General features: G+C 73.6%; 12 protein-coding genes. 9 read left to right on the top strand and 3 right to left on the bottom strand.

Annotation, left to right across the window (positions count from 1 at the left end; genetic code table 11):
• Positions 1-14: 14 nt before the first annotated feature.
• Positions 15-2375 carry an MMPL family transporter gene (locus ACFWJO_RS22380; protein WP_386867651.1) on the top strand — a complete coding sequence of 787 codons (2361 nt, stop codon included), beginning with the start codon at positions 15-17 and terminating at the stop codon, positions 2373-2375.
• Positions 2376-2378: 3 nt separating this feature from the next.
• Here ACFWJO_RS22380 and ACFWJO_RS22375 read toward each other — a convergent pair whose 3' ends face one another.
• Together ACFWJO_RS22375 and ACFWJO_RS22370 are read right to left on the bottom strand one after the other, a co-directional pair.
• Positions 2379-2576: a helix-turn-helix transcriptional regulator gene (locus tag ACFWJO_RS22375; protein WP_384415329.1), complete on the bottom strand. Its 198-nt coding sequence runs from the start codon at positions 2574-2576 to the stop codon at positions 2379-2381.
• A gap of 222 nt (positions 2577-2798) precedes the next feature.
• Positions 2799-3716 (bottom strand): sugar phosphate isomerase/epimerase family protein, encoded by a 918-nt coding sequence (locus ACFWJO_RS22370; protein WP_384415332.1) that lies wholly within the window; start codon positions 3714-3716, stop codon positions 2799-2801.
• 247 nt (positions 3717-3963) lie between these two features.
• Between ACFWJO_RS22370 and iolC the strand changes: the two genes are divergently transcribed.
• The 6 genes from iolC (at position 3964) to ACFWJO_RS22340 (ending at position 10938) form a co-directional block, all read left to right on the top strand.
• The gene (gene iolC, locus ACFWJO_RS22365; protein WP_386867754.1) at positions 3964-5019 is read left to right on the top strand and encodes a 5-dehydro-2-deoxygluconokinase; all 1056 of its coding nucleotides are present in this window, start codon (positions 3964-3966) and stop codon (positions 5017-5019) included.
• Positions 5020-5123: 104 nt separating this feature from the next.
• Positions 5124-5954, top strand: coding sequence for a 5-deoxy-glucuronate isomerase (iolB, locus tag ACFWJO_RS22360; RefSeq protein ID WP_386867648.1), 831 nt, complete (start codon positions 5124-5126; stop codon positions 5952-5954).
• Entirely contained in the window at positions 5951-7825 is a 1875-nt protein-coding gene (iolD, locus tag ACFWJO_RS22355; RefSeq protein WP_386867646.1) for a 3D-(3,5/4)-trihydroxycyclohexane-1,2-dione acylhydrolase (decyclizing), read from the top strand. The genes iolB and iolD overlap by 4 nt, the downstream gene beginning before the upstream one ends.
• Before the next feature lie 11 nt (positions 7826-7836).
• Positions 7837-9339: a CoA-acylating methylmalonate-semialdehyde dehydrogenase gene (mmsA, locus tag ACFWJO_RS22350; RefSeq protein ID WP_386867644.1), complete on the top strand. Its 1503-nt coding sequence runs from the start codon at positions 7837-7839 to the stop codon at positions 9337-9339.
• Between the two features lie 87 nt (positions 9340-9426).
• Positions 9427-10236 (top strand): inositol monophosphatase family protein, encoded by an 810-nt coding sequence (locus ACFWJO_RS22345; protein WP_386867642.1) that lies wholly within the window; start codon positions 9427-9429, stop codon positions 10234-10236.
• 45 nt (positions 10237-10281) lie between these two features.
• Positions 10282-10938, top strand: coding sequence for a DUF4291 domain-containing protein (locus ACFWJO_RS22340; RefSeq protein ID WP_386867641.1), 657 nt, complete (start codon positions 10282-10284; stop codon positions 10936-10938).
• Between the two features lie 83 nt (positions 10939-11021).
• Here ACFWJO_RS22340 and ACFWJO_RS22335 read toward each other — a convergent pair whose 3' ends face one another.
• Entirely contained in the window at positions 11022-11447 is a 426-nt protein-coding gene (locus tag ACFWJO_RS22335) for a GNAT family N-acetyltransferase (protein ID WP_386867639.1), read from the bottom strand.
• Between the two features lie 146 nt (positions 11448-11593).
• Here ACFWJO_RS22335 and ACFWJO_RS22330 point away from each other — a divergent pair, with 146 nt between their 5' ends.
• Together ACFWJO_RS22330 and ACFWJO_RS22325 are read left to right on the top strand one after the other, a co-directional pair.
• Positions 11594-14485: an alpha/beta fold hydrolase gene (locus ACFWJO_RS22330; protein WP_386867637.1), complete on the top strand. Its 2892-nt coding sequence runs from the start codon at positions 11594-11596 to the stop codon at positions 14483-14485.
• Complete coding sequence (locus ACFWJO_RS22325; RefSeq protein ID WP_386867635.1) at positions 14482-15339, top strand: ABC transporter permease; 858 nt, start codon at positions 14482-14484, stop codon at positions 15337-15339. Before ACFWJO_RS22330 ends, ACFWJO_RS22325 begins: the two co-directional genes overlap by 4 nt.
• Positions 15340-15460: the final 121 nt, after the last annotated feature.

The raw sequence follows: 15460 nt of genomic DNA, 5'->3' as shown, positions 1-15460 counted from the left end.
GGGGACACCGCGTGATGGCCGAAGTCAAGAAAGCCCAGCCCACGGGGGGTGGCGGCGGGGCCTGGACGAGGTTCGTCACGGCCAGACCGCGTCTGACCCTGCTCGTCGCGCTCGTGCTCACCGCGCTCGCCGTGCTGGCCGGCGGCGGCGTCGCCGAGCGGATGGGCAGCGGCGGCTGGGAGGACCCGGACGCCGAGTCGACGTACGCGACCGAGGTCCTGGAGCGGGAGTTCCCCGCCTCCCAGCCCAACCTGCTCCTCCTCGTCGACGCGGGCCGCGCCGGGGTCGACGACCCCGGGGTCGCCGCCGAGGCCCGCCGCCTGGCCGAGCGGCTCGACGCCCGGGAAGGCGTCGACGGCGTCGGGTCCTACTGGCAGACCGGTTCTCCCGCGCTGCGTTCGGAGGACGGGCGGCAGGCGGTGATCGCCGCCCGCATCGCCGGCGACGAGAAGACCGCCGGAGAGACCCTCCAGGACCTCGCGCCCGACTTCCGCGGCACCCACGGCCCCGTCCAGGTCTCCGTGGGCGGCCCGCTCGCCGTCCGCCACGAGATGCAGACGATCATCCAGGAGGACCTGCTCAGGGCCGAGCTGATCGCCCTGCCCATCACCCTCGTCCTGCTCGTCATGGTCTTCGGCAGCGCCGTCGCCGCCCTGCTCCCGCTCGGCATCGGCATCGTCGCCATCCTCGGCACCAACGCCGTGCTGCGCGGCATCACCGAGTTCACCGACGTCTCCGTCTTCGCCCAGAACCTCACCACCGCCCTCGGTCTCGGACTCGCCATCGACTACGCCCTGTTCGTCGTACGGCGCTTCCGCGAGGAGCTGGCCGCGGGCGCCGGCACCCGGACGGCCGTCGGCACCACCCTGCGCACCGCCGGGCGCACCGTCCTCTTCTCCGCCCTGACCGTCGCCGTCTCGCTCGCCGCGATGCTGGTCTTCCCGCAGTACTTCCTGCGCTCCTTCGCCTACGCGGGCATCGCCGTCGTGCTGCTCGCCGCCGCGGCCGCGCTGATCCTGCTGCCCGCCGCCCTGCTCCTGCTCGGCGACCGGGTCAACGCCCTGGACCTGCGGAAGCTCCTGCGCCGCAAGGGCCGGGCGGACGCCCGGGTGCGCGACGGGGCGAGCGGCGCCGAAGGGGCCGGGGGTGTCGGGGAAACCGAAGGTGCCGGCTGGGGGCGCGCGGCGGGCATGGTCATGCGCCGGGCGCCGTGGTTCGCCGTCGCGACCGCCACCGGGCTCGTGCTACTCGGACTGCCTTTCCTGGGCGTGAAGTTCGGCACCGCCGACGACCGTCAGCTGCCTGCCGTCGCCGAGTCCCGTGTGGTCCAGGACGAGCTCCGCGACGGCTTCCCCGGCAGCCCCGGCGGGGCGCTCACCGTGCTCGCCGAGGGACAGGCCACGCCCGAGCAGTACGCCGGGTACCGGCAGCGGATAGCGGCGCTCGACGGGGTCGCCAGGGTGGACGGACCCGTCACCGCCGGGACCGGCGGCCGGACCCACGCCTACTTCACCGTCGTGCCCGACGGCGAGAGCGTCGGCGCCGAGGCCCAGCGCGTCGTCGGGGAACTGCGCGCCGAACAGGCCCCGTTCCCCACCTCGGTCACCGGCGCCGCCGCCGTCCTGGTCGACTCCAAGGACGCCATAGGCGAGCGGCTGCCCTGGGCCGCCGTCATCATCGCCGTCGTCACCCTCGTCCTGGTCTTCCTGCTCACCGGCAGCGTGCTGATACCGCTCCAGGCCGTCGTGCTCAACGCGCTCAGCCTCACGGCCATGTTCGGCGCGGTCGTCTGGGTCTTCCAGGAGGGGCACCTCTCCGGACTCCTCGGCTTCACGCCGACCGGGGACATCGAGACCACCCTGCCCGTCCTCATGTTCTGCGTGGCCTTCGGACTCTCCATGGACTACGGGGTGTTCCTGCTCTCCCGCATCAAGGAGGAGTACGACGCCACCGGCGACCACGAGGGCGCCGTCCGCCACGGACTGCGCCGTACCGGCGGGCTGATCACCGCGGCGGCCGTCATCCTGGCCGTGGTGATGGTCGCGATAGGCACCTCCCGGGTCACCAACACCAAGATGCTGGGGCTCGGCGTCGCCCTCGCCGTCCTCATGGACGCCATGGTGGTGCGCAGTCTGCTCGTCCCCTCGGTGATGAAGCTGACCGGGCGCCTCACCTGGTGGGCCCCCGGGCCGCTGCGCCGGTTCCACGGCCGCTTCGGTATCAGCGAGAGCGGGAACGAGGTCGGCGCCGGCACCGGCACCGGCACCGGGACCCGAACCGACACCGGTACCGGGACCCGAACCGGCACCGGTACCGGCATGGCGGAGGCACCCGGCCAGGCCGACCCGGCCCGGGTGCCCGCGAAGACGGGGTAGCGCTCACTCCCGGCGGCTCCGGTTCCCCGGCCGGCTGGCGACCCAGGCGTGGATGGTGTCCGCGTACCAGTAGGGCTTGCCCGACTCCACATGGTCGGGAGACGGCAGCAGGCCGTGCTTCCGGTAGGAGCGGACCGTGTCCGGCTGCACCTTGATGTGCGCGGCGATGTCCTTGTACGACCAGAGCCTTCTGTCGGTCATGGCGTGGCACCTCTCCTGGTGATCACTGCTGATCACTGAGCCTGTGCCCGGTCGACGCCCCCTTCCGACGGGCGGAGGGCGGCTGTCGAACGGCTGTGACGGAAATCCCGCGTAAGGGAGACATGTGTGACGAAGGAGCGACGTACGTGACGTAAGTGACACATAGTTACAAGGGGTCCGGTGGCCGTGAGGGACGGGGGTGGCCGTAGTGACGCATGGTCATCAGAGGCCGCAGGAGCGGAGGAAGCTCCGGGTGCGCACCGCGACCGGGTAGGGCGCGTCCGGCTCGCACGGGTACATGTCCTGCTCGACGATGGCGAACAGGTCCACGTCCAGGGCCTGGGCGGCGGCGAGCACCGGCTCCAGGGCCGGCACCCCGGCCGGCGGCTCGCACATCACGCCCTGGGCCACCGCCGGGCCGAAGGGCACCTCGTCGGCGACCACCCGGGCCAGGACGGCGGGGTCGACCTGCTTGAGGTGGAGGTAGCCGATCCGCTCGCCGTAGGTCTCGATCAGCTTGACGCTGTCGCCGCCGCAGTAGGCGTAGTGCCCGGTGTCGAGACAGAGCGCCACCAGGTCGGGATCGGTGGCGTCCAGGAAGCGGGTGACGTTCTCCTCGCTGTCGATGTGGGTGTCGGCGTGGGGATGGACGACGAGCCGCAGCCCGTAGCGCTCCCGGACCTCGCGGCCGAGCCGCTCGGTCAGCCCGGTGAGCTGCCGCCACTGCCCGGCCGTCAGGGTGCGGTCCTCCAGGACCTCGCCCGTGCGGTCGTCACGCCAGAAGGAGGGGATCACCACCAGGTGCCGGGCGCCCATCGCCTGGGCGAGCGCCGCGTTCTCGGCGACGTGGGCCCAGGTCCGGTCCCACACCGCGGGTCCGTGGTGCAGCCCGGTGAACACGGTCGCCGCCGAGACCCGCAGTCCCCGGCGGCCGGTCTCCTCGGCGAGGACGGCCGGATCGGTGGGCAGGTAGCCGTACGGGCCGAGCTCGATCCACTCGTAGCCGGCGCCCGCCACCTCGTCCAGGAACCGCTGCCACGGCACCTGCCGCGGATCGTCGGGGAACCAGACGCCCCACGAGTCCGGGGCGGAACCGATGCGGATACGGGACGACGGCGACCGGTTCGTCAGGTTCGTCATGCATGCCACCTTGGGACGGACTCCGAGGGGCGTCAAGACGTCGACCCGGCCGGTCCGGCGGCACGCCCGGATGACCGGACATGTCGTTGACACCGCCCGGGGCCGTGGATAGACCTGGAGCGTGGCCCGGCAGGGCGCAGGCGAGAGGTGACGTGGCATGACGCCGGAACCCGAGGAGCGGCCGGAGGACCCGTCGGAGGACCGGTCGGGAGACCGGCCGGACGAGCGGGCCTACGACCTGATCGCGATGGGCCGCCTCGGCGTGGACCTGTACCCGCTGCAGAGCGGGGTGGAGCTGGCGCGGGTCGAGACCTTCGGGAAGTTCCTCGGCGGCTCCCCGGCCAACGTCGCCGTCGCCGCCGCGCGCTTGGGCAGCCGCACCGCGCTCGTCAGCCGCACGGGGGCCGACCCGTTCGGGGAGTACCTGCACCGCGAGCTGCGGGCGTTCGGGGTGGACGACCGCTGGGTGACCGACGTCGCCGCCCATCCCACTCCGGTCACCTTCTGCGAGATCTTTCCGCCCGACCACTTCCCGATCCACTTCTACCGCCGGCCCAAGGCCCCCGACCTGGAGATCCACCTCCACGAGCTGGACCTTCCGGCCCTGTGCGCCGCCCGCGCCCTGTGGGTCACCGGCACCGGACTGAGCGCCGAGCCCAGCCGCGCCGCCACCCTCGGCGCCCTCCGCGCGCGGGCCGAGGCGGCGGGCGAGGACACGGCAGGGGGCGGTGCGGCGGGTAGTGGTGCGGCCGGGGCCGGTGGGGCCGGTGGGGCCGGTGGGGCCGGAGGCGGTGCGGCCGGGGCCGGACCGCTCACCGTTCTCGACCTCGACTGGCGGCCGGCCCTCTGGGACGGCACCGCCGACGACGCCCGGCCGCTGTACCGGGAGGCGCTGCGGTACGCGACCGTCGCCGTCGGCAACCTCGACGAGTGCGAGGTCGCGACCGGAGAGCGCGAGCCGTACGCCGCCGCCCGCGCCCTGCTCGCCGCCGGCGTGCGGCTCGCCGTCGTGAAGCAGGGGCCCAAGGGCGTGCTCGCGCTCGCCGCCGACGGCACCACCGCCGAGGTGCCGCCGCTGCCCGTCGAGGTCGTCAACGGCCTCGGCGCGGGCGACGCCTTCGGCGGAGCGCTCGCCCACGGCCTGCTCACCGGCCTCGACCTGGAGACCCTGCTGCGCCGGGCCAACGCGGCGGGCGCGATCGTGGCCGGGCGGCTCGCCTGCTCGCCCGCGATGCCGTACGCCGACGAGATCACCCTCGCCCTCGACACCGGCCACGCCACCCTCCCGGACCACCCGCGATGACGCCCCGCGACCCCTCGAACACAACCCGGACGGCGTCCCGGACCAGGCCCGGACATGACCCGGACGCGGCGGTGAGGCCCCCGGACCGGGGGTAGGGACAGATCATGGACTCGACGCTCACCCTCCACGTCCCCGCGGGGACCGCCGCCCGCGGCCCGTACGCCGTCGACATCGACCCGGAGCGGGCCGGCTGGACGCACAGCTCGCTGCGCGTGCTCGACCTCCCGCCCGGCGGGACCCACGAGTTCGAGACAGGGAACAGCGAATGGGTGGTGCTTCCGCTGTCCGGGGGCGGTACGGTGCGCGTCGAGGGGGAAACCCTCGAACTCGTGGGCCGCGCCAGCCCGTTCGACGGGGTCTCGGATTTCGCCTACGTGCCCAGGGACACCCACGCCCAGATCGCCTCCGGCGCGGGGGGCCGATTCGCTTTGGCAGGAGCGAAATGCGAGCGACGACTCCCCGCCCGCTACGGCCCCGCGCCGGAGGTTCCCGTCGAGACCCGCGGCAGCGGCAACCGCGCCCGTGAGGTGCGCAACTTCGCCGCCGCCGGCGTCTTCGCGTGCGATCGGCTGATCGCCGTCGAGGTCGTCACCCCCGGCGGGAACTGGTCGTCCTACCCGCCGCACAAGCACGACGAGCACCACCCCGGCACGGAGTCCGTCCTGGAGGAGATCTACTACTACGAGGTGTCGGCGCGGGCCGGAGGCCCGGACGGCTACGGCTTCCAGCGGATCACGCCCTCCCGGCCCGGCGGCGCCGAACTCCTCGCCGAGGTGCGCACCGGCGACGCCGTCCTCGTCCCCGACGGCTGGCACGGCCCGTCCGTCGCCCAGCCCGGACACCCGCTGTACTACCTCAACGTCATGGCCGGCCCCGGCCCCGAGCGGGAGTGGCGGATCAGCTTCCACCCCGACCACACGGAGGGATACGCATGAGCGTCCGGCTCACCGTCGCCCAGGCCCTGGTGCGCTTCCTCGCCGCGCAGCACACCGAGCGCGACGGCGTGCGGCAGCGGCTCGTCACCGCCACCTGGGGCATCTTCGGCCACGGCAACGTCGCCGGGATCGGCCAGGCGCTCGTCGAGCACGCCGACCTCATGCCGTACCACCAGGGGCGCAACGAACAGGCCATGGTGCACGCGGCCGTCGGCTACGCGCGCCAGTCCCGCAGGCTGCGGATCCACGCCGTCACCACCTCCATCGGCCCCGGCGCCACCAACCTCGTCACCGGTGCCGCGCTCGCCACGGTCAACCGGATCCCGGTGCTGCTGCTGCCCGGCGACACCTTCGCCGCCCGTCCCGCCGACCCCGTGCTCCAGCAGCTCGAAGTGCCGTACGCGGGCGAGGTGTCGGTCAACGACTGCCTGCGCCCGGTCTCGCGCTACTTCGACCGGGTCACCCGCCCCGAGGCCCTGATCCCGGCCGCGCTCGCCGCCGTACGGGTGCTCACCGACCCGGCCGAGACCGGGGCCGTCACCCTCGCGCTGCCGCAGGACGTGCAGGCCGAGGCGTACGACTGGCCGGAGGAGTTCCTCGCCGAGCGGACCTGGACCGTGCGCCGGCCGCGCCCCGACACGGCCGAGCTCGACGCGGCCGTCCACGCGATCAGGGCCGCCGAGCGGCCGCTGGTCATCGCGGGCGGGGGAGTGAAGTACAGCGGCGCGGAGGACGCCCTGCGCACGCTCGCCGAGCGGGCCGGCCTGCCCGTCGCCACCACCCAGGCCGGCAAGGGCGCCCTGCCGTACGACCACCGCTGCGAGGTCGGCGGCATCGGCCACACCGGCACCGCCACGGCCAACGCGCTCGCCCGCACCAGCGACCTGGTCATCGGCGTCGGCACCCGCTACTCCGACTTCACCACCGCCTCCGGCACCCTCTTCCACCCCGCAACCCGCTTCCTCAACATCAACATCACCGGCTTCGACGCCCACAAGCAGGCGGCCCGGACCCTCGTCGCCGACGCCCGGGAATCACTCACGGCACTCACCGAGGCCCTGGGCGACCACCGCCGGGCCGCCGACGGCCAGGACGAGACCCCGTGGACCTCCTCCAAGGCCGACTGGCAGGCGCGCACCGACGCCGCCTACGCGCCGGACGGCGAGGACGCCCGCCCCACCCAGGCCCAGGTGCTCGGCGCACTCGACACTCTGGTCACCGGCGACGACATCCTGATCAACGCGGCCGGCTCACTCCCGGGCGACCTCCACAAGCTGTGGCGGACCCGGTCGTCCGACCAGTACCACGTCGAGTACGGCTACTCCTGCATGGGCTACGAGATCCCGGCGGCCATCGGCGTCGCCCTCGCCGCGCCCGGCCGGCCCGTCTGGGCACTCGTCGGCGACGGGACCTATCTGATGAACCCCACCGAAATCGTCACCGCCGTGCAGGAGGACCTGCCGATCAAGGTCGTGATCCTCGACAACCACGGCTACGCCTCCATCGGCGGCCTCTCGGAGGCCGTCGGCGCCGAGCGCTTCGGCACCGACTACCGCTTCCGGGACCCGGAGGGCAGGTTCACCGGGCCGCCGCTCCCCGTCGACCTCGCCGCCAACGCCGCCTCCCTCGGCATGCGGGTGCTGCGCGCCCGCACCGTACGTGACCTGCGGGAAGCCCTCGCCGACGCCCGCGGGGCGACGGTTCCCACATGTGTCTACGTCGAGACCGAAACGGCAGACAGTGTGTCGGGCGCGCCCCCCGCCCAGGCGTGGTGGGATGTGCCCGTGGCCGAGACCTCGACCCGCCCGTCGGCGGTCAAGGCCCGCGAGGAGTACGACCGGCACGTCACCGCCCGACGCCGCCATCTCTGAAGGAGTACGTAATGACGAAGACCGTCAACCACTGGATCGGTGGCAAGACCGTCGAGGGCACGTCGGGCAACTGGGGCCCGGTCACCGACCCGGCCACCGGCGCCGTCACCACGCAGGTGGCCCTCGCCTCCGTCGACGAGGTCGACGCGGCCGTCGCCGCCGCCAAGGCCGCCTTCGAGACCTGGGGCACCTCCTCGCTGGCCCAGCGCACCACCGTCCTGTTCAAGTTCCGCGCGCTGCTCGACGCCAACCGCGACGCGATCGCCGAGCTGATCGTCGCCGAGCACGGCAAGGTGCACTCCGACGCGCTCGGCGAGGTCGCCCGCGGTCTCGAGATCGTGGACCTGGCCTGCGGCATCACCACCCAGCTCAAGGGCGAGCTGTCGACCCAGGTGTCCAACCGCGTGGACGTGGCCGCGATCCGCCAGCCGGTGGGCGTGGTCGCCGGCATCACGCCGTTCAACTTCCCGGCGATGGTGCCGATGTGGATGTTCCCCATCGCCATCGCCTGCGGCAACACCTTCGTCCTCAAGCCGAGCGAGAAGGACCCGTCGCCGTCCCTGAAGATCGCCGAGCTGCTCGCCGAGGCGGGGCTGCCGGACGGCGTCTTCAACGTCGTCCACGGCGACAAGGTGGCCGTCGACCGGCTCCTGGAGCACCCGGACGTCTCCGCGATCTCCTTCGTCGGCTCCACCCCGATCGCCCGCCACATCCACACCACCGCCTCCGCCAACGGCAAGCGCGTCCAGGCGCTCGGCGGCGCCAAGAACCACATGCTGGTGCTGCCCGACGCCGACCTGGACGCGGCCGCCGACGCGGCGGTCTCGGCGGCGTACGGCTCCGCCGGCGAGCGCTGCATGGCGATCTCCGCGGTCGTCGCGGTCGGCGCCATCGGCGACGAGCTCGTGCAGAAGATCCGCGAGCGCGCCGAGAAGATCAAGATCGGCCCCGGCAACGACCCGACCTCCGAGATGGGCCCGCTCATCACCGCCGTCCACCGCGACAAGGTCGCCTCCTACGTGCACGGCGCGGCGGACGAGGGCTGCGAGGTCGTCCTCGACGGCACCGGATACACGGTGGACGGCCACGAGAACGGCCACTGGATCGGCCTGTCCCTCCTGGACCACGTGCCGACCACCGCCAAGGCGTACCAGGACGAGATCTTCGGCCCGGTCCTGTGCGTGCTGCGCGCCGAGACGTACGAGGAGGGCGTGGCCCTCATCAACGCCTCCCCGTTCGGCAACGGCACCGCGATCTTCACCCGCGACGGCGGCGCCGCCCGCCGCTTCCAGCTGGAGGTCCAGGCCGGAATGGTCGGCGTGAACGTGCCGATCCCCGTCCCGGTGGGCTACCACTCCTTCGGCGGCTGGAAGGACTCGCTCTTCGGCGACCACCACATCTACGGCAACGACGGCGTGCACTTCTACACCCGCGGCAAGGTCGTCACCACCCGCTGGCCGGACCCGTCCGAGGCCCCGGCCGGCGTGGACCTGGGCTTCCCGCGCAACCACTGAGCGCCTGAGCCCCGTCGCACCCGCAGGCCCCCGTCGACCGCAGTCGGCGGGGGCCGCCCCCTGAGCCAGCCTCGGTAGCCTGCCGACATGATCACCTCATCCGCGAGTACCGATCAGGCGCACGACGCCGAAGTGGCCATAGCCGGGGCCCGTGCCGGGGCGGAGGTCGTCCGGGGCATGTACGGCAGGCGGCTCGCCCGCATCGACAAGGGCGCCGGCGACTTCGCCACCGCCGCCGACGTGGCGGCCGAGGAGGCGATCCTCGACGTCCTCCGCGCCGCACGGCCCGGCGACGCGGTGCTCGGCGAGGAAGGCGGGCGACGGGGCGCTGCCGGCGGCGAACGCCAGTGGCTGGTGGACCCGTTGTGCGGCACCCTCAACTACGCCGTCGGCTCCATGCTGGTGGCCGTCAACGTGGCGCTCCGGGACGGTGCGGCAGCGGTCGCCGACCCGTTCGGCGGCGAGGTCTTCTTCACCGACGGGAAGACCGCACGCGTACGGCGGGACGGGGCCGACGACGCGCCGCTGACGCCCACACCCGCCACCCGGCTCGTGGACGTCAACCTGGACCCCCCGTTCCCGAACGCGCCGGCGTTCCGGGCCGTGGACCTGCTGGCCCACCCCGAGTTCGCCGCTCGCTTCCGGCCCCGGGTCGTGTCCACGACCCTGGCCCTCGCCTGGGTCGCCGCCGGCAGGCGCGCCGCGTACGTCACCGACGGCGGCGACCTCTCCGGGAGCGTGCACTTCGCCGCCGGCATCGCCCTGTGCCGTGCCGCCGGCTGCGTGGTCACCGGGATCGACGGAGCCCCGCTGGACGGGGCGGGCCGCGGCCTCCTCGCCGCCGCCGACGCCGAGACCCATGGGCTGCTGATGGAGATGATCAGCGGCCGCCGCTGACGAAATGAGTGGCCCCCGCGGCGCGTTCCGGCGCACCCTGGGGCCATGTCCGTTCCCGCACAGCCGCCGAAGTTCCAGATCAGAGCCGTCCACACCGACACCACGGTGACCGTCTACCAGGCCTACAGGCCGTCGATCGGCCTGCCGGCCGCCCGCGACGGCCGCTTCCCGGCAGCCTGGAAACGGGACCGGATGACGTGGATCAAGCCCTCGTTCCTGTGGATGGCGTACCGCTGCGGCTGGGGCCTGAAGGAGGGCCAGGAGACGGTGCTGGCCGTCGAGATCACCCGCGAGGGCTTCGAGTGGGCGCTGCGGAACGCCTGTCTCTCCCACTACGTCCGCGGCTTCCACGAGGACCGGGCCGCCTGGCAGCGGGAGCTGAAGCGCTCGCCGGCCCGCGTCCAGTGGGACCCGGAGCGCGATCTGCACCACCGGCCGCTGCCGTACCGCTCGCTCCAGCTGGGCCTCGCCGGGGAGGCCTCCCGGCGTTACGCGGACGAGTGGACGGTCGCCATCCGCGACGTGACGCCGCTCGCCCGCGAGATCCACGAGTTGGTACGCGAGCGACGTCTGGAGGAGGCCGAACGACTGCTGCCCGAGGAGCGGCCGTACCCGGTGGGGGACGGACTCCTGGGGCGGGTCGTCGCGCAGGCCGTCCCTTCCGGATCGTGGTCGGGTCCGCGTCCGGAAGAAACGGCCTAGGGCGCGCCCGGCGGCTCAGGGGCCGGGCAGGTCAGGGACGCGGCCCGGCAGAGGACGCCCGTCCGCCGTGCACCGCACCAGGCTCAGGTCCGCTCCCTCTCGAACGACCAGCCCCGCATGGTGAACACTCCCTCGTCCACCGCGCCCGCCGACGCGTACGTCCGCAGCGCCGCCTCGTTGTCCGTGTCCACGCCCACCCACATCCCGTAACAGCCCCGGGCCCGGGCCTCCGACGCCAGCGCCTCCGTCAGGGCGCGGCCCACGCCCCGCCTCCTGTGCGCCTCGTCGACCGACAGCTCGTACAGGCACAGCTCCACGCCCTTGTCGGGGTGGCGCATCTCGATCCCGGACACGAAACCGGCGGGGAAGCCGTCCTCCGCGTACGCGATCAGCAGCACGTGCCCGGGCGCGGCAAGGAAGGCCGCCGCCCAGTCCTCCCGGGGCGGCGCGTCGTACAGATGCGCCGCCGCGAGCAGTTCCGCCACCGCCGTGGCCCGCCGGATCTCCACCCGTACCTCCCACATCCGCGTCCACGCGTCGCGTGCACGTACCGCGTCCGGTGTACGGGGACGCTACCGCGTACGACCTGAGGAGGCCGACGAGTTCCGCCCCTGGGCACGCGAACCGCGCCGGGCTCGGCGCCTAGGCTCGACCCATGCAGCTGCGACTTCCCCGGAAGGGCCTGCCGCGATGGGCCGCGGTCGGCGCCGTGCTCGCCGTGCTCGCGGGCGGCGCCGGCACCTGGACCGCCGTCGCCTCCGACGACGCCGCGCCCGTGCGGCGCGCCGACCGGATGCTCGAACTCGACGGCGTACGGCTCGACACCTCGTACTTCACCTCCGGCGGCGACGGCCGCCGCCCGGCCGTCCTCCTCGGGCACGGCTTCGGCGGCTCCAAGGACGACGTCCGCGCCCAGGCGGAGCAGCTCGCCCGCGACGGCTACGCCGTGCTCACCTGGTCCGCCCGCGGTTTCGGCGCCTCCACCGGGCAGATCGGCCTCAACGACCCCGCGCGCGAGGTCAAGGACGTCAGCGGACTCGTCGACTGGCTCGCCGGACGCCCCGAGGTGCTCCTCGACAAGGCGGGCGACCCGCGCGTCGGAGTCACCGGCGCCTCCTACGGCGGCGCGGTCTCGCTGCTCGCCGCGGGCCACGACCCGCGCGTCGACGCCGTGGCCCCGCAGATCACGTACTGGAACCTCGCCGACGCGCTGTTCCCGAACGGCGTCTTCAAAAAGCTCTGGTCCGGCATCTTCTTCTCGGCGGGCGCGGGTACGGGGGCGGGTACGGGCGGAGGGGTGGGGTCCGGTCCTGGGTCCGGCCCCGGGTCCGGTCCTGGTACCGGTGGTCCCGGTACCGGTGGTCCCGGTACCGGTGGTCCCGGTACCGGTGGTCCCGGTACCGGCGGTCCCGGTGCGGGTGCGGGTGCGGCGGACGGCAAGGCGGCCCCCGACCCCGTCTCCTGCGGCCGCTTCAGCCCCGAGGTCTGCGCGCTCTACCAGCGCGTCGCCGTCACCGGCCGGCCCGACGCCGCCGCCCGCGCGCTCCTGGAGGCCCGCAGTCCCTCCGCTGTCGGCAGCCGCATCAAGGTGCCCGCGCTGATCGTCCAGGGGCAGGCCGACTCCCTCTTCACCCTCGGCCAGTCCGACGCGATGGCGCGGACCATCGCGGGCAACGGCGCGCCCGTCGCCGTCGACTGGACGGCCGGGGGCCATGACGGCGGCGACCGGGAGACCGACCGCGTCCAGGCCAGGATCAGCGCCTGGTTCGACCGCTACCTCAAGCGGGACGCCTCCGCCGCCACCGGCCCCGCCTTCCGCGTCAGCCGTACCGGAGGAGTGGACTCCACCGACGGCCGGGCCACCCTGCGCGGCGCCACCGCCGACCGCTACCCGGGTCTCTCCGCGGGCCCCATCCAGGTCACCCTCGCCCCGTCCGGAGCGCCCTCTTCCGTAGCACCGTCTTCCGGACCGCCGTCTTCCGGACCGGCGGCTTCGGGACCGGCGGCCTCCGGACCGTCACCCGCGCGCTCCTTCACCAACCCGGCCGGCGCCAACCCGCCCGCCCTGTCCGCCGTGCCCGGCCTCGGCGGCGGCCTGTCGCAGTTCTCCTCGCTCGGCCTGGGACTGTCCCTCGACTTCCCCGGCCAGTTCGCCGGCTTCGACGCACGGCCGCAGTCCGTGCCCCTCCGCATCACCGGCGCCCCGACCGTCCGGGTCAAGGTGACCTCCACCGCGCCCGACGGCTCGGCCGTCCTCTTCGCCAAGGTGTACGACGTGGGCCCGGACGGCCGGCAGCAGGTGCTGCCCTCCCAGCTCGTCACCCCGGTACGGGTCGAGGGCGCCGCCGGTGACGGCCGCACCGTGGACCTCACGCTGCCCGCCGTCGACCACGAGGTGACGGCCGGACACCGGCTGCGGCTGGTGCTTGCCGCGACGGACCTCGGCTACGCCTCGCCCGTCGCCCCCGCCACGTACACCGTGGCCGTCGAGAGCCCGCTGACCGTGCCGACCGCGCCCGCCGTGGCCACCCAGGCGGCCGGGCTGCCCTGGTGGGTGTGGGGCCTGCCGCTGCTCGGCCTGGCCGTCGCGGCCGGACTGCTGCTGACCGCCCGGCGCCGCACCGCCGCCCCGGCCCCCGACCCGGCGCTCGCCGAGGTCCCGCTCCAGATCACCGGCCTGTCGAAGAAGTACGCCGGCACGGACAGGTACAGCGTCCGTGAGCTGTCCTTCCGCGTCGAACAGGGCCAGGTACTCGGCCTGCTCGGCCCCAACGGCGCGGGCAAGACCACCACCCTGCGCATGCTGATGGGCCTGATCACCCCGGACGAGGGGGAGATCCGGGTCTTCGGCCACGCCATCCGCCCCGGCGCTCCGGTGCTGTCCCGGGTCGGCGCCTTCGTCGAGGGCGCGGGCTTCCTGCCGCACCTGTCGGGTCGCGAGAACCTGGAGCTGTACTGGGCCTCGACCGGCCGCCCGGCCGAGGACGCCCACATCGACGAGGCGCTGCGGATCGCCAACCTGGGCGGCGCCCTGGAACGCGCCGTGCGCACCTACTCGCAGGGCATGCGGCAGCGGCTCGCCATCGCCCAGGCCATGCTCGGCCTGCCGGACCTGCTGATCCTGGACGAGCCGACGAACGGCCTCGACCCGCCGCAGATCCGCGAGATGCGGGAGGTGATGATCCGTTACGCGGCCGGCGGCCGCACCGTCATCGTCTCCAGCCACCTCCTCTCCGAGGTCGAACAGTCCTGCACCCACCTCGTGGTGATGGACCGCGGCGGTCTCGTCCAGACGGGACCGGTCGAGGAGATCACCGGTTCCGGCGACACCCTCCTCGTCACCCTGGACGGCCCGGTGCCGGACGCGGTGGTGGAGAAGCTGGGCGCCGTACGCACGGAATCCGGCCTGCTGGTACGGCTCGACGGCAGGAGCGCCACCTTCCTCATCGGCGAACTCGTCCGCCTGGACGTGCCGGTGACCGGGGTGGGCCCGCACCGGCGCCTGGAGGACGCGTTCCTGACCCTGATCGGAGGAGAGACCGCATGACCGCCGCCGCCCCGGCCGCCCTCGGCTACACGCCCGGCCGCACCCTGCCGCTGCGCGTGGAGGCCGTACGCCAGCTGAAGCGCCGCCGCACCCTGGTCATGGCCGGGATCCTCGCCGCCCTTCCCTTCGTCCTGATCGCCGCCTTCGCCATCGGCGGCACTCCGGACGGGGCGGGCAACAACCGCGTCACCCTCATGGACACGGCGACCGCATCCGGCGCCAACTTCGCCGCGACCTGCCTCTTCGTCTCGGCGGGCTTCCTGCTGGTGATCCCGGTGGCGCTGTTCTGCGGCGACACGGTGGCGTCCGAGGCCGGCTGGTCCTCGCTGCGCTATCTGCTCGCCGCGCCGGTGCCGCGCGCCCGCCTCCTCCGGTCGAAACTCGTGGTGGCCCTCGGCTTCAGCGCGGCGGCCATGCTCCTCCTGCCCCTGGTCGCCCTGGCCGCGGGCACCGTCGCGTACGGCTGGGGCCCGCTGAAGCTCCCCACCGGCGGCGCCCTGCCGGCCGGGGACGCACTGCTGCGGCTCGCCGTCGCGGTCGCGTTCGTCTTCGTGTCCCAGCTCGTCACCGCGGGCCTCGCCTTCTGGCTCTCCACCCGCACCGACGCACCCCTGGGCGCGGTCGGCGGCGCCGTCGGCCTCACCATCATCGGCAACGTCCTCGACGCGGTCACCGCCCTCGGGGACTGGCGTGCCTTCCTGCCCGCCCACTGGCAGTTCGCCTGGGCGGACGCCCTCCAGCCCCACCTGGAATGGACGGGCATGGCAAAGGGCACGGCCATCTCCGTCACCTACGCCCTGATCCTCTTCGCCCTCGCCTTCCGCGGCTTCTCCCGCAAGGACGTCGTTTCCTGAACGAACTGATGAGCCGAGAGAGGCGGTAAACCTGACGTATTCGCATGGCGACCGTTTCCGAGCGGTTCACGAGACCTTTGCAGCGGCTTCACGTGATTGCATGTCCATGCCAAGATAAAAG

Source organism: Streptomyces sp. NPDC127092 (genome assembly GCF_042722475.1).
Taxonomy (GTDB): domain Bacteria; phylum Actinomycetota; class Actinomycetes; order Streptomycetales; family Streptomycetaceae; genus Streptomyces.
The sequence above is the reverse complement of the archived record's forward strand: the minus strand, read 5'-3'. Positions and strand labels throughout refer to the sequence as shown.

Coding starts and splice junctions, on each gene's coding strand:
- ACFWJO_RS22375 (WP_384415329.1), bottom strand. CDS start 2,576: ATGACCGACAGAAGGCTCTGGTCGTACAAGGACATCGCCGCGCACATC.
- ACFWJO_RS22380 (WP_386867651.1), top strand. CDS start 15: ATGGCCGAAGTCAAGAAAGCCCAGCCCACGGGGGGTGGCGGCGGGGCC.
- iolB (WP_386867648.1), top strand. CDS start 5,124: ATGGACTCGACGCTCACCCTCCACGTCCCCGCGGGGACCGCCGCCCGC.
- mmsA (WP_386867644.1), top strand. CDS start 7,837: ATGACGAAGACCGTCAACCACTGGATCGGTGGCAAGACCGTCGAGGGC.
- ACFWJO_RS22370 (WP_384415332.1), bottom strand. CDS start 3,716: ATGACGAACCTGACGAACCGGTCGCCGTCGTCCCGTATCCGCATCGGT.
- iolD (WP_386867646.1), top strand. CDS start 5,951: ATGAGCGTCCGGCTCACCGTCGCCCAGGCCCTGGTGCGCTTCCTCGCC.
- ACFWJO_RS22325 (WP_386867635.1), top strand. CDS start 14,482: ATGACCGCCGCCGCCCCGGCCGCCCTCGGCTACACGCCCGGCCGCACC.
- ACFWJO_RS22345 (WP_386867642.1), top strand. CDS start 9,427: ATGATCACCTCATCCGCGAGTACCGATCAGGCGCACGACGCCGAAGTG.
- ACFWJO_RS22330 (WP_386867637.1), top strand. CDS start 11,594: ATGCAGCTGCGACTTCCCCGGAAGGGCCTGCCGCGATGGGCCGCGGTC.
- ACFWJO_RS22340 (WP_386867641.1), top strand. CDS start 10,282: ATGTCCGTTCCCGCACAGCCGCCGAAGTTCCAGATCAGAGCCGTCCAC.
- iolC (WP_386867754.1), top strand. CDS start 3,964: ATGGGCCGCCTCGGCGTGGACCTGTACCCGCTGCAGAGCGGGGTGGAG.